The organism is Streptomyces sp. TN58, assembly GCF_001941845.1.
GTDB lineage: Bacteria > Actinomycetota > Actinomycetes > Streptomycetales > Streptomycetaceae > Streptomyces.
In genome coordinates this window covers 4,355,789-4,376,993 of sequence record NZ_CP018870.1, presented here as the reverse complement: position 1 = coordinate 4,376,993, position 21,205 = coordinate 4,355,789, and the positions used below count along the sequence as shown (strand labels likewise).

General features: G+C 68.5%; 14 protein-coding genes. 3 read left to right on the top strand and 11 right to left on the bottom strand.

Going from position 1 to position 21,205, the window contains the following annotated elements; translation table 11 throughout:
• Positions 1-4: 4 nt before the first annotated feature.
• The 5 genes from BSL84_RS19930 to rfbB form a co-directional block, all read right to left on the bottom strand.
• Positions 5-421, bottom strand: a complete 417-nt coding sequence (locus tag BSL84_RS19930; RefSeq protein WP_030026479.1) for a DUF2304 domain-containing protein — start codon at positions 419-421, stop codon at positions 5-7.
• On the bottom strand, positions 418-1,107 hold the full coding sequence (locus tag BSL84_RS19925; protein WP_030026478.1) for a glycosyltransferase family 2 protein: 690 nt from the start codon (positions 1,105-1,107) through the stop codon (positions 418-420). Before BSL84_RS19925 ends, BSL84_RS19930 begins: the two co-directional genes overlap by 4 nt.
• 68 nt (positions 1,108-1,175) lie before the next feature.
• The gene (locus tag BSL84_RS19920; RefSeq protein ID WP_199838736.1) at positions 1,176-2,510 is read right to left on the bottom strand and encodes a lipopolysaccharide biosynthesis protein; all 1,335 of its coding nucleotides are present in this window, start codon (positions 2,508-2,510) and stop codon (positions 1,176-1,178) included.
• Positions 2,507-3,430 carry a dTDP-4-dehydrorhamnose reductase gene (gene rfbD / locus BSL84_RS19915; RefSeq protein WP_030026476.1) on the bottom strand — a complete coding sequence of 308 codons (924 nt, stop codon included), beginning with the start codon at positions 3,428-3,430 and terminating at the stop codon, positions 2,507-2,509. The genes BSL84_RS19920 and rfbD overlap by 4 nt, the downstream gene beginning before the upstream one ends.
• Positions 3,427-4,404 carry a dTDP-glucose 4,6-dehydratase gene (gene rfbB / locus BSL84_RS19910; RefSeq protein ID WP_030026475.1) on the bottom strand — a complete coding sequence of 326 codons (978 nt, stop codon included), beginning with the start codon at positions 4,402-4,404 and terminating at the stop codon, positions 3,427-3,429. Before rfbB ends, rfbD begins: the two co-directional genes overlap by 4 nt.
• Before the next feature lie 81 nt (positions 4,405-4,485).
• Between rfbB and rfbA the strand changes: the two genes are divergently transcribed.
• Positions 4,486-5,361 carry a glucose-1-phosphate thymidylyltransferase RfbA gene (gene rfbA, locus BSL84_RS19905; protein WP_030026474.1) on the top strand — a complete coding sequence of 292 codons (876 nt, stop codon included), beginning with the start codon at positions 4,486-4,488 and terminating at the stop codon, positions 5,359-5,361.
• A complete protein-coding gene (rfbC, locus tag BSL84_RS19900; RefSeq protein ID WP_045322747.1) occupies positions 5,358-5,957 on the top strand; it encodes a dTDP-4-dehydrorhamnose 3,5-epimerase in 600 nt (199 codons plus the stop codon). The genes rfbA and rfbC overlap by 4 nt, the downstream gene beginning before the upstream one ends.
• A 175-nt stretch (positions 5,958-6,132) precedes the next feature.
• Here the strand turns inward: rfbC and tuf are convergent, their stop codons facing one another.
• From tuf to rpsL, 4 genes are all read right to left on the bottom strand, one after another.
• Entirely contained in the window at positions 6,133-7,326 is a 1,194-nt protein-coding gene (gene tuf / locus BSL84_RS19895; protein ID WP_030026472.1) for an elongation factor Tu, read from the bottom strand.
• A gap of 151 nt (positions 7,327-7,477) precedes the next feature.
• Positions 7,478-9,610, bottom strand: coding sequence for an elongation factor G (gene fusA, locus BSL84_RS19890; RefSeq protein WP_030026471.1), 2,133 nt, complete (start codon positions 9,608-9,610; stop codon positions 7,478-7,480).
• A gap of 39 nt (positions 9,611-9,649) precedes the next feature.
• Entirely contained in the window at positions 9,650-10,120 is a 471-nt protein-coding gene (gene rpsG, locus BSL84_RS19885; protein ID WP_007265894.1) for a 30S ribosomal protein S7, read from the bottom strand.
• A gap of 2 nt (positions 10,121-10,122) precedes the next feature.
• Positions 10,123-10,494, bottom strand: a complete 372-nt coding sequence (rpsL, locus tag BSL84_RS19880) for a 30S ribosomal protein S12 (RefSeq protein WP_007265893.1) — start codon at positions 10,492-10,494, stop codon at positions 10,123-10,125.
• A 368-nt stretch (positions 10,495-10,862) separates the two neighbouring features.
• On the opposite strand from rpsL, the gene BSL84_RS19875 reads away from it, so the two are divergent.
• Positions 10,863-13,352: a YfhO family protein gene (locus tag BSL84_RS19875; RefSeq protein WP_234363485.1), complete on the top strand. Its 2,490-nt coding sequence runs from the start codon at positions 10,863-10,865 to the stop codon at positions 13,350-13,352.
• 98 nt (positions 13,353-13,450) lie between these two features.
• Here BSL84_RS19875 and BSL84_RS19870 read toward each other — a convergent pair whose 3' ends face one another.
• Positions 13,451-17,350 carry a DNA-directed RNA polymerase subunit beta' gene (locus tag BSL84_RS19870; protein WP_030026654.1) on the bottom strand — a complete coding sequence of 1,300 codons (3,900 nt, stop codon included), beginning with the start codon at positions 17,348-17,350 and terminating at the stop codon, positions 13,451-13,453.
• A 101-nt stretch (positions 17,351-17,451) separates the two neighbouring features.
• Positions 17,452-20,934 carry a DNA-directed RNA polymerase subunit beta gene (gene rpoB / locus BSL84_RS19865; RefSeq protein WP_030026653.1) on the bottom strand — a complete coding sequence of 1,161 codons (3,483 nt, stop codon included), beginning with the start codon at positions 20,932-20,934 and terminating at the stop codon, positions 17,452-17,454.
• Positions 20,935-21,205 lie beyond the last annotated feature (271 nt).

The following is a 21,205-nucleotide window of genomic DNA, read 5'->3' as shown; positions in this document are numbered from 1 at the left end:
GTGCTCAGGCCTTCACGGAGTCGGAGTCGGCGTCCGCCCTGGTGACCGCGCCGGCGTCGGGCTCTGCGCCCAGACGCTCGTCGTTGTGCCGCATGCCCTCGTTGATGGCCACCGTCCGGGCGAGGTCGGTGATCTTCTTCTCCAGCGAGCGGAACCGCAGGAAGGTGTTGAGCGTGAGGAAGCCCATGGCGAGGACCATCACGTACAGCACCAGGTCGGTGCCGCGGCCGACGCCGAGCTGCTGGGCGAGCCAGGTGACGTCCGTCGGGCGGAGCACGGCGTACACGTTGACGATGACGAACAGGGAGAAGGCGATGCGCTTCCAGGCCCGGTTCTTCGCCTGGCTCCACGTGCGGATGAACACCAGGGCCATCGACACGGAGCCGACGATGAGGACGAGCTGGATCCAGAAGTACTTCATCGACGCCCACGCTCCCGCAGCGAAATGTCAAAGATGATGTTCACGCCGTTGATGAGGGACTGTCCCTTGGAGCGCGAGTATTCGGTGTAGAGGATGTCCACGGGCACTTCGGTCACCCGCAGGTCGGAGCCCGCCAGGAAGCCGACGAGCTCGGACGCGTGCGCCATGCCGTTCATGGTGATGTTCAGCTGCTCGGCGGCCTTGCGGCTCAGGACGCGCAGGCCGTTGTGCGCGTCGGTGAGCTTGAGCTTGCGGGCGGTGGGGCTCACGGCGGCGGCCGTGCGCAGGACGACCTGCTTGATCCACGGCACCTGGCCGTTCTGCTCGATGAAGCGGGAGCCGAGGACCACGTCGGCCTCGTCCCGCCGCAGCACGCCGACCATCGTCTCGACGTCCTTGGTCTGGTGCTGGCCGTCGGCGTCGAAGGTGGCGAAGTAGCGGGAGCCGGGCTGGGCGAGCGCGTACTTCAGACCGGTCTGGAGGGCCGCGCCCTGGCCGAGGTTGACCGGGTGGCGGACCAGGTGGGCGCCCGTGTGGGCTATGTGCTCGGCCGAGTCGTCGGTGCTGCCGTCGTCGACGACGACGATGTTGGGGAACGTCTTGCGGGCCCCCTCGACCACCTCGGCGATCACCTGGCCCTCGTTATAGGCCGGTATGACCAGCCAGACATCGTCGTATTGGGACACGGTAGCTCCAGCGGAAAGTGGCACGTACGAGTGCTCGGTGATCGGTGTGACGTCGTGGGCCGGCATGCTCATCTCCCGACCGCGCCCACGCCCGCGGCGTCGGCTTCGGCCGTCTGCCGGGGGGCTTCACCGGCTGCGGCCGCGGCTCCGGAGAAGCTCAGCCTGAGGGCTGTCAGCATAGCGAGCACGGTGGCCGTCGATCCCAGGGCGTAGGCGGCGATCACGCGCATCGACACCTCGCCGGGGATCAGGGTGATGCCCGCCAGGACCGCGGTACCGACGGCCCAGGCAAGCAACTGCAGGTTGTGCCGCTTGAATACCATCAGCGCCTGTCCCAGGACCATCGCGAACATGTACGCGGCGGTGCCTGCGGACAGCAGGAAGAAGTCGAAGCGCCCCAGCACCGGGCCCTCGATGCCGAACAGCACCTCGATGAGCCAGGGGCCGAGGATCGTGGCGGGCACGCCGCCGAGCAGGCCGAGTGCGGCGACGACCATGGCGATCCGGCGCAGCATCGCCCAGAAGGCCGCGCGGTCGCCGGCGGTGAAGGCGGCGGTCAGGCCGCTGAGCAGCGAGGCCTGGAGCGAGCCGAAGACGAAGAGCGGCACCCGCGCGAGGACGGTCGCGCTCATCAGCGCCGCGATCAGCGCGCTGTCGGACGGGGCCAGCAGCTTGGTGCTCATCACGGCCGCGTTGACGACCAGTTGGGACAGCAGGGTCGCGCAGACGAGCAGCCCGAGGCCGCCCGCCAGGTCCCGCCAGGCGATCTGCTCGCCCGGGCCCACGGCGCGCAGCAGCGCGGGCAGCGTCACCAGCGTCGCGACGACGGGCGCGACGGCCAGGATGAGGCTGAAGGCGAGAGCCGAGTGCAGTCCGAGGAGGGCGCACCCGAAGGCGAGCACGATCCGCAGGCCGCCGTCGACGGCGAGCTGGGCGCCGTACGCGCCGAAGCGGCCGAGGCCGGCCAGCACACCGCGGGTCAGGTAGCAGACGGCCATGCCGGCGAAGGCCCCGCCGAGCGCCGCCACCAGGGCTCGGTCCCCGTGGAACAGCAGGTCGGCGAGGGGGCCGGCGCCGAGGCCGAGGACGAGCAGGGTCGCGCCGAGGATGCCCGCGGTCAGCAGGCCGGCGCGGCGCAGCACCGGGGCCGCGCCGGGGCCGAGGACCACGCGGGCGGAGACGATCCGGGTGAGCTCCTGCTCCAGGGGGAAGAAGATGCCGATGCCGAGGGACATCACGATCGTCCACAGCACCGAGACGTTGGCGTAGCCCGCGTCGGACAGGCTGTGACCGGCCACGCCGAGGTGGGCGTAGGACGCGGCACCGAGCACGACGGTGCCGCCGGCCACCGCGACGGTGCCCGGCGGCAGCGCCGCGGTCAGCTTGTTCAGCAGGGCCTTCATCCCGTGCGGCCGTCCCGGGCCGCCTTCGCGAGGGCGGCGAAGCCGGGGGTGGCGAGTGCCTTCTCCAGCTGCTCGCGCCAGTCGGGGAGCGGCTCCAGGCCGGCCTCCTCCTTCCACGCGTCGTGCGCGAGGACGCTGAAGGCGGGGCGGGTGGCGGGGCGGACGAACGCCTCGGAGGTGGTCGGCCGGATCCGCTCGGGGTCCAGGCCGCTCAGCCGGTAGGCCTCGCGGGCCAGTCCCATCCAGGTGGTCCGGCCGCTCGCGGTGCCGTGGTAGATCCCGCCCATGGCGTGGCCCCTGAGGGCGGCCAGGCCGAGGTCGACCAGGTGGCGGGCGAGCGCGTGGGACCAGGTGGGCTGGCCGTGCTGGTCGTCGACCACGTCGAGGGTGTCGCGCTGGGCGGCGAGCTTCAGCATGGTGGCGACGAAGTTCGGCCCGTGTTCGCCGTACAGCCAGGCGGTCCGTACGACGTAGCCGTCCTGCGGCAGCAGCTCGGTGACGGCCTGTTCGCCGACCAGCTTGGAGCGCCCGTAGGCGTTGACCGGGCCGGTCTCGGCGTCCTCGCGGTACGGCTCCGTGGCGTCGCCGGGGAGCACGTAGTCGGTGGAGACGTGGATCAGGCGTACGTGGGCGGCGGCGCACGCCTCGGCGAGGACGCGCACGGCGGTGCCGTTGACGGCGGTCGCGGCCTCCTCGGCGGTCTCGGCGCCGTCGACGTCCGTCCAGGCGGCGCAGTTCACGACGACGGTGGCACCCTCGACCGCGGCCCGGACCGCGGCCGGGTCGGTGATGTCGAGGTCGGCGCGGCGCAGGCCCACGGCCTCGATGCGGGCGCGCCGCAGGACGGCCAGGACGTCCTGGCCGAGCATCCCGCCGGCGCCGGTGACGAGCCAGCGCCCGGCCAGTGGGTTGGTGCTCACTTCTGCAGGGCCGCCTTCGCCTTCAGCGGCTCCCACCAGGCGCGGTTCTCGCGGTACCAGTCGATGGTGGCCTTGATGCCGTCCTCGAAGGTGACCTGCGGGGCGTAGCCCAGCTCGGCGCCGATCTTGCTGATGTCGATGGAGTAGCGCAGGTCGTGGCCCTTGCGGTCCTCGACGTGCTCGACCATGTCCCAGCCCAGGCCCGCGGCCTCCAGCAGGACGCCGGTGAGCTCCTTGTTGGTGAGCTCGGTGCCGCCGCCGATGTTGTAGACCTCGCCGGCCCGGCCCTTGCGCATGGCCAGGTCGATGCCGCGGCAGTGGTCGGAGACGTGCAGCCAGTCGCGGACGTTGCCGCCGTTGCCGTAGAGCGGGACCTTCCTGCCGTCCATCAGGTTCGAGACGAACAGCGGGATGACCTTCTCCGGGAACTGGTAGTGCCCGTAGTTGTTGGAGCAGCGGGTCACGACCACGTCCATGCCGTGCGTGCGCGCGTAGGCCAGCGCCAGCAGGTCGGAGGACGCCTTGGAGGCGGAGTAGGGGGAGTTCGGCACCAGCGGCCACTCCTCGGTCCAGGAGCCCTCGGTGATCGAGCCGTACACCTCGTCGGTGGAGATGTGCACGAAGCGGCCGACGCCGTGCTTGCGGGCGGCGTCCAGCAGCACCTGGGTGCCGACGACGTTCGTCATGACGAAGGGGCCCGCACCGGCGATCGACCGGTCCACGTGGGACTCGGCGGCGAAGTGCACGACCACGTCGTGGCCGGCCATCACCTGGTCGACGGCCTCGGCGTCGCAGATGTCGCCCTTGACGAAGCGGTATCCGGGGTGGTCCGCGACCGGAGCGAGGTTGGCCTCGACGCCCGAGTAGGTCAGCTTGTCGAAGACGGTGATCTGCGCCGTGGCGTCTGCACCGAGCTGCTGGCGGACGAATTCTGAACCGATGAAGCCGGCGCCGCCGGTCACGAGGATGCGCATAATACGAAGAGTCTAGCCGCCTGCCGAACGTCACACGCCGGACGGTCGGACCGCCCCAGCCCTCTCGCATAGGGTTCACCCATGCGTGGAATCCTTTTGGCCGGTGGCACCGGATCGCGACTCTGGCCGCTGACTCGGGCCGTCTCGAAGCAGCTGCTGCCCGTCTTCGACAAGCCGATGATCTACTACCCGCTCTCCACCCTCGTGATGGCGGGCATCAGCGAGATCCTGATCATCACCACCCCTGAAGACCGCGACCAGTTCGAGCGACTGCTCGGCGACGGCTCGCAGTTCGGACTGCGGCTGGAGTACGCCGTCCAGGAGCGCCCCGAGGGCATCGCCCAGGCCTTCGTCCTCGGCGCCGACTTCATCGGTGACGAGTCCGTCGCGCTGATCCTCGGCGACAACATCTTCCACGGCAGCGGCCTCGGCACCCGCCTGGCCCAGCACACGGACGCCAAGGGCGGCCGCGTGTTCGCGTACCCGGTGGCGGATCCGACCGCCTACGGCGTCGTGGAGTTCGACGAGAAGGGCCAGGCCATCTCCATCGAGGAGAAGCCGGTCAAGCCCAAGTCCCGCTACGCGGTGCCGGGTCTGTACTTCTACGACAACCAGGTCGTGGAGATAGCCAAGGGGCTCAAGCCCAGCGCCCGCGGCGAGCTGGAGATCACCGCCGTCAACGACGCGTACCTCCAGGCCGGCGAACTGAACGTCACCATCCTCGACCGCGGCACCGCGTGGCTCGACACCGGCACCTTCGTCTCGATGGTCCAGGCCTCCGAGTTCGTCCGCGTGATAGAGGAGCGCCAGGGCTTCAAGATCGGCTGCATCGAGGAGGCGGCCTGGCGGGCCGGCCTCATCGACTCCGCCCAGCTCCGCGCGCTCGCCGAACCGCTGACCAAGAGCGGCTACGGCACCTACCTCCTGGCCCTGCTCGACGAGGAGGAGGGCAAGTGAAGTTCCGCGAACTCTCCATCGCGGGCGCCTTCGAGGTGACCCCGCAGCTGCACGGCGACCCGCGCGGCCTGTTCACCGAGTGGTACCGCTTCGACCGCCTGGCGGAGGTCGTCGGCCACCCGCTGAACCTGGCCCAGGCGAACCTCTCCGTCTCCGCCGCCGGCGTGGTCCGCGGCATCCACTTCGCCGACGTGCCGCGCGGCCAGGCCAAGTACGTGACCTGCGTGCGCGGCGCCGTGCTCGACGTCATCGTCGACCTCCGGGTCGGCTCCCCCACCTTCGGCACGTGGGAGGGCGTCCGCCTCGACGACACCGACCGCCGCGCCGTCTACATCCCCGAGGGCCTCGGCCACGGCTTCTGCGCCCTGACCGACGACGCGACACTGTCGTACCTGTGCTCGGAGACGTACAACCCGACCGGCGAGCACTCGGTCCACCCGCTCGACCCGGACCTGGGCATCGAGTGGCCGGCAGAGGTCCCGCAGCTGTCCGCGCGCGACGAGGCCGCGCCGTCGCTGGCCGAGGCCATCGCGACCGGGCTGCTCCCGGACTTCGCCGCCTGCAACGAGTTCACCGAGTCGCTTCGCGTGAGCTGACCGGCCCCGCACCGCGTACGAGGGCCGCATCCCGGAAGGGGATGCGGCCCTCCTGCGTACCCGGTGCCGCTCGCCGGGAACGCCGAAGGGCCCCGTCCCACCGCCGAGGCGATGGGCCGGGGCCCTTCAGTGCAACTTGGTGCTCGCGAAACGAGCTACCAGGTCAGAACACGAATTACTTCGTGATCTTGGTGACCTGGCCGGCGCCCACGGTACGACCACCCTCACGGATGGCGAACTTCAGGCCCTCCTCCATGGCGACCGGCTGGATCAGCGCGACCGACATCTCGGTGTTGTCGCCCGGCATGACCATCTCCGTGCCGGCCGGCAGGGTGACGACACCCGTGACGTCCGTGGTACGGAAGTAGAACTGCGGACGGTAGTTGTTGAAGAAGGGGGTGTGACGGCCACCCTCGTCCTTCGACAGGATGTAGGCCTGGGCCTCGAACTCGGTGTGCGGGGTGACCGAACCGGGCTTGATGATGACCTGGCCGCGCTCGACGTCCTCGCGCTTGATGCCACGGAGGAGCAGACCGACGTTCTCGCCCGCCTGGCCCTCGTCGAGGAGCTTGCGGAACATCTCGATACCGGTGACCGTGGTGGTGGTCTTCTCTTCCTTGATACCGATGATGTCGACGGTCTCATTGACCTTCAGGACACCACGCTCGATACGGCCGGTGACGACCGTACCGCGACCGGTGATCGTGAAGACGTCCTCGACGGGCATGAGGAACGGCTTCTCGGTGTCACGCGGCGGGGTCGGGATGGCCTCGTCGACGGCGGTCATGAGGCCGAGAAGCTTCTCGCCCCACTCCTTGTCGCCCTCAAGGGCCTTCAGCGCGGAGACGCGGACGACCGGCAGGTCGTCGCCCGGGAACTCGTACTCGGAGAGCAGCTCGCGGACCTCAAGCTCGACGAGCTCCAGGATCTCCTCGTCGTCCACCATGTCGGCCTTGTTGAGGGCGACGACGATGTACGGAACGCCGACCTGGCGGGCCAGGAGCACGTGCTCCTTGGTCTGCGGCATCGGGCCGTCGGTGGCGGCGACCACGAGGATCGCGCCGTCCATCTGCGCGGCACCGGTGATCATGTTCTTGATGTAGTCCGCGTGACCCGGGCAGTCGACGTGGGCGTAGTGACGCGCCTCGGTCTGGTACTCGACGTGCGCGATGGAGATGGTGATACCGCGCTGGCGCTCCTCGGGAGCCTTGTCGATCTGGTCGAAGGCCGAGGCCTCGTTCAGGTCCGGGTACGCGTCGTGCAGCACCTTGGTAATGGCGGCCGTGAGGGTCGTCTTACCGTGGTCAATGTGACCGATGGTGCCGATGTTGACGTGCGGCTTAGTCCGCTCGAACTTCGCCTTCGCCACGGGGGTCCTCCTGGAGAGTGGTTCTGTACGCCTTACAGATCGGCGCCAGGTGATCTTTGCTGGGAAGCCGGCCGGTCCCCGGGGCGACGGGAGTGGTTCCTGTCGCCCCGGAGGCTGCCGGTGACAAGCCTAAAGCGTGTACTCCGAAGAGTTACTCGCCCTTGGCCTTCGCGATGATCTCCTCGGCGACGTTCCGGGGAACCTCGGCGTAGGAGTCGAACTGCATCGAGTAGCTGGCGCGACCCGAGGTCTTGCTGCGGAGGTCGCCGACGTAGCCGAACATCTCCGACAGGGGCACGAGGCCCTTGACGATCTTGGCTCCGTGACGGTCCTCCATGGCCTGGATCTGGCCACGGCGGGAGTTGATGTCGCCGATGACGTCACCCATGGACTCCTCCGGCGTGGTGACCTCGACGGCCATCATCGGCTCAAGGAGCACGGGAGAAGCCTTGCGCGCGGCCTCCTTGAAGGCCTGCGAACCGGCGATCTTGAAGGCGAGCTCGGAGGAGTCGACCTCGTGGTAGCCACCGTCGAGAAGCGTGACGCGGACGCCCGTCATCTCGTAGCCGGCCAGGATGCCGAACTGCATGGCCTCCTGCGCACCCGCGTCCACCGAAGGGATGTACTCCTTCGGCACACGACCGCCGGTGACCTTGTTCACGAACTCGTACGCCGGGCCGTCGGCCTCGGTGATGGGCTCGATCGCGATCTGCACCTTGGCGAACTGACCGGTACCACCGGTCTGCTTCTTGTGGGTGTAGTCGTGGCGCTCGACGGCCTTGCGGATCGTCTCACGGTACGCGACCTGCGGCTTGCCGACGTTGGCCTCGACCTTGAACTCGCGCTTCATACGGTCGACCAGCACCTCAAGGTGCAGCTCGCCCATACCGCCGAGGATGGTCTGGCCCGTCTCCTCGTCCGAGTGAACGTGGAAGGAGGGGTCCTCCTCCGCGAGACGCTGGATGGCGACACCCAGCTTCTCCTGGTCACCCTTGGACTTGGGCTCGATGGCGACCTGGATGACCGGAGCCGGGAAGTCCATGGACTCCAGGATCACGGGCTGCTTGTCGTCGCACAGCGTCTCACCGGTGGTGGTCTGCTTCAGGCCCATCACGGCGACGATGTCGCCGGCGCCCACCGAGTCGATCTCCTCACGCTTGTTCGCGTGCATGCGGTAGATCTTGCCGATGCGCTCCTTCTTGCCCTTGACGGAGTTCAGCACCGCGGTGCCGGCCTCCAGGCGGCCCGAGTAAACCCGGACGAAGGTGAGCTTGCCGAGGTGCGGGTCGCTCATGATCTTGAAGGCGAGCGCGGCGAGGGGCTCCTCGTCGGACGGCTTGCGCTTCACGACCGTCTCGGCGTCGCGGACGTCGTGGCCCTCGATGGCCTCGATGTCCAGCGGCGACGGCAGGTAGCGGACGACGGCGTCGAGCAGGGGCTGGACGCCCTTGTTCTTGAACGCCGTGCCACAGAACACCGCGGTGATCGTGGGCTCGCCCTTGCCCTTGCCGGAGCCGAGGATGATGCGACGGACGGCGGCGTGCAGCTGCTCCTCGGTCGGCTCGTCGCCGTTGAGGAAGAGCTCCATGATCTCGTCGTCGTTCTCGGCGACGGTCTCGACCAGCTTGCCGCGCCACTCTTCAGCGGTCTCGGTGTGGCTGGCCGGGATGTCGACGATGTCGTACATCTCGCCCTTGGTCGCCTCGGCGGACCAGACGAGCGCCTTCATGCGGACGAGGTCGACGACACCCTGGAAGTCGGCCTCGGCACCGATGGGGAGCTGCATGACGATCGGGACGGCGCCGAGGCGGTCCTTGATCATGTCGACGCAGCGGTGGAACTCGGCACCGGTACGGTCGAGCTTGTTGACGAAGCAGATACGCGGGACGCCGTAGCGGTCCGCCTGACGCCAAACGGTCTCGGACTGCGGCTCCACACCGGCGACACCGTCGAACACGGTGACGGCACCGTCGAGGACGCGGAGCGAACGCTCCACCTCGACCGTGAAGTCCACGTGACCCGGGGTGTCGATGATGTTGATGGTGTGGTCGACGTCCTCGAGCGGCCAGTGGCAGGTCGTCGCGGCGGACGTGATGGTGATGCCGCGCTCCTGCTCCTGCTCCATCCAGTCCATCGTGGCAGCGCCGTCGTGGACCTCACCGATCTTGTACGACACACCGGTGTAGAACAGGATGCGCTCGGTGGTGGTCGTCTTGCCCGCGTCGATGTGGGCCATGATCCCGATGTTGCGGACCTTGGCCAGGTCAAGCGAAGTGGTAGCCATAAGGCTTCGGTCTTCTCTCGGTCTCGATGTGGGGTGGGACTACCAGCGGTAGTGCGCGAAGGCCTTGTTGGACTCGGCCATCTTGTGCGTGTCCTCGCGCTTCTTGACGGCAGCGCCAAGACCGTTGGAGGCGTCGAGCAGCTCGTTCATGAGGCGCTCGGTCATGGTCTTCTCACGACGGGCGCGGGAGTAACCCACGAGCCAGCGGAGGGCCAGGGTCGACTGGCGACCCGGCTTGACCTCGACGGGGACCTGGTAGGTCGCGCCACCGACACGGCGGGACTTGACCTCCAGGGACGGCTTGACGTTCTCCAGCGCGCGCTTCAGCGTGATGACCGGGTCGTTGCCGGTCTTCTCGCGGAGGCCTTCCATGGCGCCGTAGACGATGCGCTCGGCGGTGGAGCGCTTGCCGTTCAGGAGGATCTTGTTGATGAGCGAGGTCACCAGAGGAGATGCGTAGACCGGGTCGATGATGACCGGGCGCTTCGGGGCGGGGCCCTTACGAGGCATTCTTACTTCTCCTTCTTGGCGCCGTAGCGGCTGCGGGCCTGCTTGCGGTTCTTGACAGCCTGGGTGTCAAGCGCACCGCGGATGATCTTGTAACGAACACCCGGCAGGTCCTTCACACGGCCACCACGCACGAGCACGATCGAGTGCTCCTGCAGGTTGTGTCCCTCACCCGGAATGTAAGCGGTGACCTCGATGCCGGAGGTCAGACGCACACGCGCGACCTTACGGAGCGCCGAGTTCGGCTTCTTCGGGGTGGTCGTGAACACACGCGTGCAGACGCCGCGACGCTGGGGCGAGGCCTCAAGCGCGGGAGTCTTTGTCTTCTCGACCTTGTCCTGCCGGCCCTTGCGGACCAGCTGCTGGATCGTAGGCACTACTTCTCCGGTTTCTGTGTGCCGTGTAGTGAAGCTAACCTGGAACTTTGCCGACCCACGCGGTCGGGTGTGTCGGATCCTGCACACTCCCACCGAGGTGAGAGGGGCACGGATCGCGGTGTGGTCTTCTCGGCTCACCGCGGGTCCTGAGCGCACGCGGGAGCCCAGGGCACACCCCAGGCACAAGGTCAGAGCGTACCTACCTCACAGAGGTAGGTCAAAACAAATGCCCAGCACGAAAACCCGCCGCGCGCAAGCGGGCGGGGGGCCGTTCGGCCCGGCGGCCCGCCCCCGCGCCCTAAACTGACACCTTGCCCGGGCGCTGGGCGCCCGCGAGTCGATCAGCAGGGAGCAGCACATTGGGGACCGTGGCACCCGAGCCGACCACAGTCGACGCCCGGCCCGCCGCTCCGGACCGCCCCTCGTCGGGCGTCCGCCGAACCGTCACCCGCTCGGTCCGCGGATCCGTCCGCCTGCGCGGTCCCCTGCTGGCGTTCCTGCTGACGGCGACCGCCTTCTGCGCGGCCTGGGCCGCCCGCGGCACCTTCCCCTTCGGCAACACCGGGCGGGCCCTCAACGACCAGGCGAACCAGTACGTGCCCTTCCACCGGGCGCTGTGGGACCTGGTCCACGGGCAGGCCGCCGGCGACCTGCTCTTCACCTGGCGCGGCGGCTTCGGACAGCAGTTCCTGTCCGACTACCACACCTACCTCGGCAACCCGCTGTCCTGGCTGGCCGTGCTGGTCCCCCGCGCCCACGTCGACCTCGCCGTCTTCGCGGTCACCCCGCTCACGATGGGCGCCGCGGCCGCCGTGATGACCGTGTACCTCGGCAAGCTGCACCCCGGCCCGTGGTGGCAGCGGGGGGTGCTGGGGGCGACGTACGGCCTGTGCGGGTGGGCGCTGAGCGACGCCTCGTACATCCCGATGTGGCTCTGGGGCCTGGTCGCCCTCCCGATGCTCGGCATCGCCGTCGAGTGGTGCCTGGAGGGGCGCCGCTGGCCGGGAGCGGTGCTGCTGGTGGCGCTCGCCTGGTTCGGGAACTTCTACACCGCGATGATGGCCACCATGGCCGCCTGCGTCCTGCTGGCGGTCCGCCTCGCCACCCGCGACACCACGGCCCGGGACCGGCTGCTGGCCCTGTGGCGGGCCGCGACGGCCGCCGCGACCGGCATCCTGCTCACGCTCCCGCTGCTCCTGCCGTCGTTCCTGTCCAGCGGAGCCGCGCAGCCGACCAAGGCCGCCGCCTTCGACCCCGTACGGATCGAGGTCTTCTTCGCGGGCATGCTGCCGGCCACGCACCTGTGGGGCGGCCGCCCCCGGCTCTACGTGGCCTCGCTCGGCCTGATCCTGGCCGGGTCCTTCCTGCTGAACACGGCCGTCGCGCGGCGGACCCGCCTGGTGTGGGCGCTGGCCACCGCGCTGGTCCTGGCGTCCTTCCAGTTCCCGCCCACGCAGTACGTGTGGCACGGGCTGGCGGTGCCGAACGGCAACCCCTACCGCGAGACCTTCGTCTTCAGCGGGATGGTGGTCGTCCTGGCCTGGCTGGCGCTGGCCAACCGGCCGCGTCCGCGGCACCTGGCCCTGACGGCCGGCCTGCTGGTCGCGGCCGCCTTCGTGCTCCGCCGCACCGACGACTTCGGCGGCTGGACCTGGCCGGCGGTGCTCGGCGGCGGGGGCCTGTCGCTGCTGGCGCTGGTCCTGCTGCGGCTCGGTGAGAAGCGCCGCTTCCTGGTCCCGGTGGCCGCCGTGCTGATGGCCGGTGTCGTCCTCGCCGAGTCCACCGCGGCCGCGGCCGGCGCCGACGCCCGCCGGGCCCGCGAGCGCTGGGCGAAGCCGATCGCCACCTCCAACCGCTCGATCGCCGGCCACTTCGACGCCGTCCGCGGCGTCGGGGACTGGCCCGCCCACCGCACCGACTCGGGCGCGCCGCAGACCTCGTACAACGACGCCCTGGCGCTCCGCTCGGAGGGCCCGCAGTACTACAGCAGCTACCTCCCCGAGGCCACCTACCGGGCGCTGGAGCCCCTCGGATACGGCTTCAAGAACGACGGCCGGACCTTCTTCGGCGCCGACAACCCGGTGCTCGACGCGATCTTCTCGATCGGCGCCCGGATCCGGCCGGGCACCGCCCCGGACAGCTGGACGGCCGAACGCTTCCCGGCGCCCCCGCTGGTCACCGTCCGCACCGCCCCGTACGCCTCCCCGAACCCGGCGGACAGCGTGTACGCCCGCCAGGAGAGCGTCCTGGGCGCCACCGTCTACGAGGTCCCGCGGGTCACCCGCGGCGGCGACCCCGAGAACCAGACGTACGCGGCGCAGTGCCGGCCCGGCTCCGAGGCGTACTGGTACTCCCCCGCCCTCTACGGCACCCTCCGCACCGGGGGCACCGAGAAGCCGCTGGAGGACGAGATGACGGGGGTGACCCCGCTCGGCCCGGTCCCCGCGTCCGGGAAGGTCGACGTCACCGTGCGGACCCGTACGAAGGGCGCCGACGCGGGCAGCCACCCGGTGGGCTGCCTGGACCGGGCGGCGCTCGGCTCGGCCGTCGACCGGCTGAAGGCCACCGGCGCCACCGCGGTCGAGGTCGGCGGTCACTCGATCGGGGCCACCCTCCCGGCGGGCACCCGGGGCACGGCGGTCATCGCCACCACGGCCGTCCCCGGCTGGAACTGCTCCGCCCCCGTCAAGCCCTTCCACGGCCTGCTGGCGGTGGACCTTCCCGCGGGCACGACGGACTTCTCCTGCACCTTCACCCCGAAGGGCCTGCGCCCCGGCCTGGCCGTCGCCGCCCTCGCCCTCCTGACCCTGACCGCCGTGGCGGCGGCACCCCGCCTGCGCCGCCTGCGCCGCCGCTGACCACACGGGGGCCGGGGCATCCCGGCTGCCGGCCGTGGAAAGGGAGAAGCCCCCCGCCACTCCTCTCGGAGCTGCGGGGGGCTTCCCTCTACGAGCGATCAGCCGTTGTACGGGCCGTAGTCGTAGTCCTCCAGCGGGACAGCCTGGCCGGAGCCGGTGCCGAAGGGCGAGTAGTCGATGTCGTCGTAGCCGACGGCCGAGTACATCGCGGCCTTCGCCTCCTCGGTGGGCTCCACCCGGATGTTGCGGTAGCGGGCGAGACCCGTACCGGCCGGGATGAGCTTACCGATGATGACGTTCTCCTTGAGGCCGATCAGGGAGTCGGACTTGGCGTTGATCGCCGCGTCCGTCAGGACCCTGGTCGTCTCCTGGAAGGACGCCGCCGACAGCCACGACTCGGTCGCGAGCGAGGCCTTGGTGATACCCATCAGCTGCGGACGGCCGGAGGCGGGGTGACCGCCCTCGGTGACCACACGACGGTTCTCGGTCTCGAACTTCGACCGCTCGACCAGCTCGCCCGGCAGGAGCTCCGCGTCGCCGGACTCGATGATCGTCACGCGGCGCAGCATCTGCCGGATGATGATCTCGATGTGCTTGTCGTGGATCGACACGCCCTGCGAGTTGTAGACCTTCTGGACCTCGCCGACCAGGTGGACCTGGACGGCACGCTGGCCGAGGATGCGCAGCACGTCGTGCGGGTTGGTGGCACCCATGGTGAGCTTCTGGCCCACCTCGACGTGGTCGCCCTCGTGCACGATGACCTTGGCGCGCTTGGAGATCGGGAACGCCGTCTCGTCGCTGCCGTCGTCGGGCGTGATGACGATCTTCTTCGTCTTCTCGGTCTCCTCGATCCGCACGCGGCCGGCGGCCTCGGAGATCGGGGCGACACCCTTCGGGGTACGGGCCTCGAAGAGCTCGACGACACGCGGCAGACCCTGCGTGATGTCGTCACCGGCCACACCACCGGTGTGGAAGGTACGCATCGTCAGCTGGGTACCGGGCTCACCGATGGACTGGGCGGCGATGATGCCGACCGCCTCACCGATGTCGACCAGCTTGCCGGTGGCGAGGGAGCGTCCGTAGCAGAAGGCACAGGTGCCGACCGCGGACTCACAGGTCAGGACCGAGCGGGTCTTGACCTCCTCGACGCCGTTGGCGACCAGGGCGTCGATGAGGACGTCACCGAGGTCGACGTTGGCCGGCGCGATGACCTTGCCGTCGATGACGACGTCCTCGGCCAGCATGCGGGCGTAGATCGAGGTCTCGACGTCGTCGGCCTTGCGCAGCACGCCGTCCTCGCCGCGGACGGCGATCTTCAGCTTCAGGCCGCGCTCGGTGCCGCAGTCCTCCTCGCGGATGATCACGTCCTGCGAGACGTCCACCAGACGACGGGTCAGGTAACCCGAGTCGGCGGTACGCAGGGCGGTGTCCGCCAGACCCTTACGGGCACCGTGCGTGGAGATGAAGTACTCCAGAACGGTGAGGCCCTCACGGAAGGACGCCTTGATCGGACGCGGGATGGTCTCGTTCTTCGCGTTCGACACCAGACCACGCATACCGGCGATCTGTCGCATCTGCATCATGTTTCCTCGGGCACCCGAGTCAACCATCATGAAGATGGGGTTCGTCTTGGGGAAGTTCGCGTTCATCGCCTCGGCAACCTCGTTGGTCGCCTTGGTCCAGATCGCGATGAGCTCCTGCGTGCGCTCGTCCTTGGTGATCAGACCGCGCTCGTACTGCTTCTGGACCTTCTCGTCCTGCGCCTCGTAGCCCGCGACGATGGCCTTCTTGGCCTCGGGCACGACGACGTCGGAGATGGCCACGGTGACACCGGAACGGGTCGCCCAGTGGAAGCCGGCCGCCTTCAGGTTGTCGAGCGTCGCCGCCACGATGACCTTGGGGTAGCGCTCCGCCAGGTCGTTGACGATCTCGGAGAGCTGCTTCTTGCCCACCGAGTAGTCGACGAACGGGTAGTCCTCGGGCAGCAGCTCGTTGAAGAGCGCGCGGCCCAGGGTGGTGCGCAGGCGGAAGCTGTCGCCCGGCTGGAACTCCTGCTCACCCTCCTCGGCGACCGGCGGCACCCAGCCGCGCGGCGGGATGGTGCCCACCGGGAAGCGGATGTCGACGGACGACTGCAGCGCGAGCTCGCCGGCGTCGAACGCCATGGTCGCCTCGGCCGTGGAGCCGAACGCGCGCCCCTCGCCCTTGGTGTCACGCAGCTCACCGTCGGTGGTCAGGAAGAACAGACCGAGGACCATGTCCTGGGTCGGCATCGTGACCGGACGGCCGTCGGCCGGCTTGAGGATGTTGTTCGAGGACAGCATCAGGATGCGGGCCTCGGCCTGCGCCTCCGCGGAGAGCGGCAGGTGCACGGCCATCTGGTCACCGTCGAAGTCCGCGTTGAACGCGGTGCAGACGAGCGGGTGGATCTGGATGGCCTTGCCTTCGACCAGCTGGGGCTCGAAGGCCTGGATGCCGAGGCGGTGCAGCGTGGGCGCACGGTTCAGCAGGACCGGGTGCTCGGCGATGACCTCTTCGAGCACGTCGTACACGACCGTGCGGCCGCGCTCGACCATGCGCTTGGCCGACTTGATGTTCTGCGCGTGGTTCAGGTCGACCAGGCGCTTCATCACGAACGGCTTGAAGAGCTCCAGCGCCATGGCCTTGGGCAGACCGCACTGGTGCAGCTTCAGCTGCGGGCCGACGACGATCACGGAACGCGCGGAGTAGTCCACGCGCTTGCCGAGAAGGTTCTGACGGAATCGACCCTGCTTGCCCTTCAGCATGTCGCTGAGGGACTTCAGCGGGCGGTTGCCGGGGCCCGTGACCGGGCGGCCGCGACGGCCGTTGTCGAAGAGCGCGTCCACGGCCTCCTGGAGCATGCGCTTCTCGTTGTTCACGATGATCTCGGGGGCACCGAGGTCGAGAAGGCGCTTCAGGCGGTTGTTGCGGTTGATCACGCGGCGGTACAGGTCGTTCAGGTCGGAGGTCGCGAAGCGGCCACCGTCCAGCTGCACCATCGGACGGAGGTCCGGCGGGATGACCGGCACGCAGTCGAGCACCATGCCCTTGGGCTTGTTGCTGGTCTGCAGGAACGCGGAGACGACCTTGAGGCGCTTGAGCGCACGGGTCTTCTTCTGGCCCTTGCCGGTACGGATGATCTCGCGGAGGCGCTCGGCCTCCTCGTCGAGGTCGAAGGACTCCAGGCGCTTCTGCAGCGCCGCGGCGCCCATGCAGCCGTCGAAGTACGTGCCGAAGCGGTCGCGCAGCTCGCGGTAGAGCAGCTCGTCGCCTTCGAGGTCCTGGACCTTCAGGTTCTTGAAGCGGGCCCACACCTCGTCGAGGCGGTCGATCTCGCGCTGGGCGCGGTCGCGCAGCTGCTTCATCTCGCGCTCGGCACCCTCGCGCACCTTGCGGCGCACGTCGGCCTTCGCACCCTCGGCCTCAAGCTCGGCCAGGTCGGACTCAAGCTTCTTGGCACGGCCTTCGAGGTCCGCGTCACGGCGGTTCTCGATCTGCTGGCGCTCGACGGAGACGTGGGCCTCCAGCGACGGCAGGTCGCGCTGGCGGCGCTCGTCGTCGACGAACGTGATCATGTACGCGGCGAAGTAGATGACCTTCTCAAGGTCCTTCGGCGCGAGGTCCAGCAGGTAGCCAAGGCGCGACGGGACGCCCTTGAAGTACCAGATGTGGGTGACGGGAGCGGCAAGCTCGATGTGGCCCATCCGCTCACGGCGCACCTTGGCGCGCGTGACCTCGACGCCACAGCGCTCACAGATGATGCCCTTGAAGCGGACACGCTTGTACTTGCCGCAGTAGCACTCCCAGTCCCGGGTCGGACCGAAGATCTTCTCGCAGAAGAGTCCGTCCTTCTCGGGCTTCAGGGTGCGGTAGTTGATGGTCTCCGGCTTCTTGACCTCGCCGTGCGACCAGGTTCGGATGTCGTCCGCGGTGGCAAGGCCGATCCGCAGCTCGTCGAAGAAGTTGACGTCGAGCACTGTGCGTCAATCCCTCTTTCGGGGTCGTGTCTCTTGATCAGTGGTCTGAACGGTCCCGGGGATGACGAGGGGCTCTGTTCGTGAGCCCCCCGTCAGGCCCGTCAGACCTCTTCGACGCTGCTCGGCTCGCGCCGGGACAGGTCGATACCGAGCTCCTCCGCCGCGCGGAAGACGTCCTCGTCGGTGTCGCGCATCTCGATGGACATGCCGTCCGAGGACAGCACCTCCACGTTGAGGCAGAGCGACTGCATTTCCTTGATGAGCACCTTGAAGGACTCGGGAATGCCCGGCTCGGGGATGTTCTCGCCCTTGACGATGGCCTCGTAGACCTTCACGCGGCCGGTGACGTCGTCGGACTTGATGGTCAGCAGCTCCTGGAGGGCGTAGGCGGCGCCGTAAGCCTCCAGCGCCCACACCTCCATCTCACCGAATCGCTGGCCACCGAACTGTGCCTTACCACCCAGCGGCTGCTGCGTGATCATCGAGTACGGACCGGTCGAACGGGCGTGGAGCTTGTCGTCGACCAGGTGGTGGAGCTTGAGGATGTACATGTACCCGACCGAGATCGGGTCCGGGAACGGCTCGCCGGAGCGGCCGTCGAACAGGCGCGCCTTGCCGGACGGGAGGACCAGGCGGTCACCGTCGCGGTTCGGGATGGTGTGCTCGAACAGGCCGGCGAGCTCGTCCTCGCGGGCGCCGTCGAACACGGGGGTGGCGACGTTGGTGCCGGGCTCGACGCGGTCGGCGCCGATGGCCTTCAGTCGCTCGGCCCACTCCTCACCCAGACCGGAGACGTCCCAGCCGCGGCTGGCGAGCCAGCCGAGGTGGATCTCCAGGACCTGTCCCGGGTTCATTCGGGACGGGACACCCAGCGGGTTCAGGATGATGTCGACCGGGGTGCCGTCCTCCAGGAACGGCATGTCCTCGATCGGGAGGATCTTGGAGATGACGCCCTTGTTGCCGTGGCGGCCGGCGAGCTTGTCACCGTCGGTGATCTTGCGCTTCTGGGCGACGTAGACGCGGACCAGCTGGTTCACGCCCGGGGGAAGCTCGTCGCCCTCTTCGCGGTCGAAGACGCGGACGCCGATGACCTTGCCGATCTCACCGTGGGGGACCTTGAGCGAGGTGTCACGCACCTCGCGGGCCTTCTCACCGAAGATCGCGCGGAGCAGGCGCTCCTCCGGGGTCAGCTCGGTCTCACCCTTGGGCGTGACCTTGCCGACCAGGATGTCGCCGGCGACGACGTCCGCACCGATGCGGATGATGCCGCGCTCGTCGAGGTCCGCGAGGACCTCCTCGGAGACGTTCGGGATGTCCCGGGTGATCTCCTCGGGGCCGAGCTTGGTGTCACGGGCGTCGACCTCGTGCTCCTCGATGTGGATCGAGGAGAGGACGTCGTCCTGCACGAGGCGCTGCGACAGGATGATCGCGTCCTCGTAGTTGTGGCCTTCCCACGGCATGAACGCGACGAGCAGGTTCTTGCCGAGGGCCATCTCGCCCTCTTCGGTCGCCGGTCCGTCGGCGAGGACCTGGGACTCGACGATCCGGTCACCCTCGTTGACGATGACCTTCTGGTTGACCGAGGTGCCCTGGTTCGACCGGGAGAACTTGGCGACGCGGTACGTGGTGTACGTGCCGTCGTCGTTGGCGACGGTGATGTAGTCGGCCGAGACCTCCTGGACGACACCGTCCTTCTCCGCGCGGATCGAGTCACCGGCGTCGACCGCACAGCGATACTCCATGCCGGTGCCGACGAGCGGGGCCTCCGCCTTGATGAGCGGAACGGCCTGGCGCATCATGTTCGCGCCCATGAGGGCGCGGTTGGCGTCGTCGTGCTCCAGGAAGGGGATCATCGCGGTCGCGACGGACACCATCTGGCGCGGGGAGACGTCCATGTAGTCGACGTCGCCGCCGGCGATGTAGTCGATCTCGCCGCCGCGGCGGCGGACCAGGACGCGGTTCTCCGTGAAGCGCATGTCCTCGGACAGGGCCGCGTTGGCCTGCGCGATGACGAAGCGGTCTTCCTCGTCGGCCGTGAGGTAGTCGACCTCGTCGGTGACGACACCGTCGATGACCTTGCGGTACGGGGTCTCGACGAAACCGAACGCGTTGACGCGGCCGTAGGACGCGAGCGAGCCGATCAGACCGATGTTCGGGCCTTCGGGGGTCTCGATCGGGCACATGCGGCCGTAGTGCGACGGGTGGACGTCACGGACCTCGAAGCCGGCCCGCTCACGGGACAGACCGCCGGGGCCCAGCGCCGACAGGCGGCGCTTGTGGGTCAGGCCCGAGAGCGGGTTGTTCTGGTCCATGAACTGCGACAGCTGGCTGGTGCCGAAGAACTCCTTGATGGAGGCGACGACCGGCCGGATGTTGATCAGGGTCTGCGGCGTGATCGCCTCGACGTCCTGGGTGGTCATGCGCTCGCGCACGACGCGCTCCATACGAGCCAGACCCGTGCGGACCTGGTTCTGGATGAGCTCGCCGACGTTGCGCAGACGACGGTTGCCGAAGTGGTCGATGTCGTCGGTCTCGACCACGATCGAACGGCCGGACTCGCCGATCGTCTCGGTCTCGCCGGCGTGCAGCTTGACCAGGTACTTGATCGTGGCGATGACGTCGTCGGTGGTGAGCACACCGGCGTCGAGCGGCTCGTCGGCGCCGAGCTTCTTGTTCACCTTGTAGCGGCCGACCTTGGCGAGGTCGTAGCGCTTGGGGTTGAAGTAGAGGTTCTCCAGCAGCGTCTGAGCGGCCTCACGGGTCGGCGGCTCGCCCGGGCGCAGCTTGCGGTAGATGTCGAGCAGCGCGTCGTCCTGACCCTGGGTGTGGTCCTTCTCCAGGGTGGCGCGCATGGACTCGTACTCGCCGAACTCCTCAAGGATCTGCTCGGTGGTCCAGCCGAGGGCCTTCAGGAGGACGGTGACGGACTGCTTGCGCTTGCGGTCGATGCGGACGCCGACCATGTCACGCTTGTCGATCTCCATCTCCAGCCAGGCACCCCGGGACGGGATGATCTTGGCGGAGAAGATGTCCTTGTCGGACGTCTTGTCGATGGAGGAGTCGAAGTAGACACCGGGGGAGCGGACAAGCTGCGACACGACGACACGCTCGGTGCCGTTGATGACGAAGGTGCCCTTGTTGGTCATGAGCGGGAAGTCGCCCATGAAGACCGTCTGAGACTTGATCTCTCCGGTCTCGTTGTTCGTGAACTCGGCCGTGACGAACAGCGGAGCCGCGTACGTGAAGTCGCGCTCCTTGCACTCGTCGACGGAGTTCTTCGCCGGCTCGAAACGGTGGTCGCGGAAGGTCAGCGACATCGACCCGGAGAAGTCCTCGATCGGCGAGATCTCCTCGAAGATCTCTTCCAGACCGGACTTGGTGGGGACGTCCTGTCCACTCTCAAGCGCCGACTCGACGCGAGACTTCCAGGCGGCATTGCCGAGCAGCCAGTCAAAGCTTTCGGTCTGCAGCGCCAGGAGGTTCGGAACCTCGAGGGGCTCCTTGATCTTTGCAAAGGAGATGCGCAGCGGGGCGGTGCTGGCACCGTTGTTCGTATTGGTCGAGGCGTTGCGCGAGGCGGCCAAGAGGGGGTCCTTCCGAGGGCTCGGACTCACTACGCGCGTACCGGTCCCAGCAGACACAGAAGACGAGGCCCCCCGATTCCGGCCAAAACACCAGGTCAGGGTGGATCAATCAAGTGTGCTCAAGCGTGGGCATGTCCCTGGCGACGGGCAGGGGACAGCTACAGGCAGCGCAAAGGGTCAGTGTAGCCACTCGGCTCACTGATGTCCAGACCGCGTTTCCGGAAACCGGCAACAGGCCTTCCCCATGTCGTTCAACCCTGCGTCCAACGCT

Coding starts and splice junctions, on each gene's coding strand:
- BSL84_RS19930 (WP_030026479.1), bottom strand. CDS start 421: ATGAAGTACTTCTGGATCCAGCTCGTCCTCATCGTCGGCTCCGTGTCG.
- BSL84_RS19920 (WP_199838736.1), bottom strand. CDS start 2,510: ATGAAGGCCCTGCTGAACAAGCTGACCGCGGCGCTGCCGCCGGGCACC.
- rfbB (WP_030026475.1), bottom strand. CDS start 4,404: ATGCGCATCCTCGTGACCGGCGGCGCCGGCTTCATCGGTTCAGAATTC.
- rfbA (WP_030026474.1), top strand. CDS start 4,486: ATGCGTGGAATCCTTTTGGCCGGTGGCACCGGATCGCGACTCTGGCCG.
- fusA (WP_030026471.1), bottom strand. CDS start 9,610: ATGGCTACCACTTCGCTTGACCTGGCCAAGGTCCGCAACATCGGGATC.
- rpsG (WP_007265894.1), bottom strand. CDS start 10,120: ATGCCTCGTAAGGGCCCCGCCCCGAAGCGCCCGGTCATCATCGACCCG.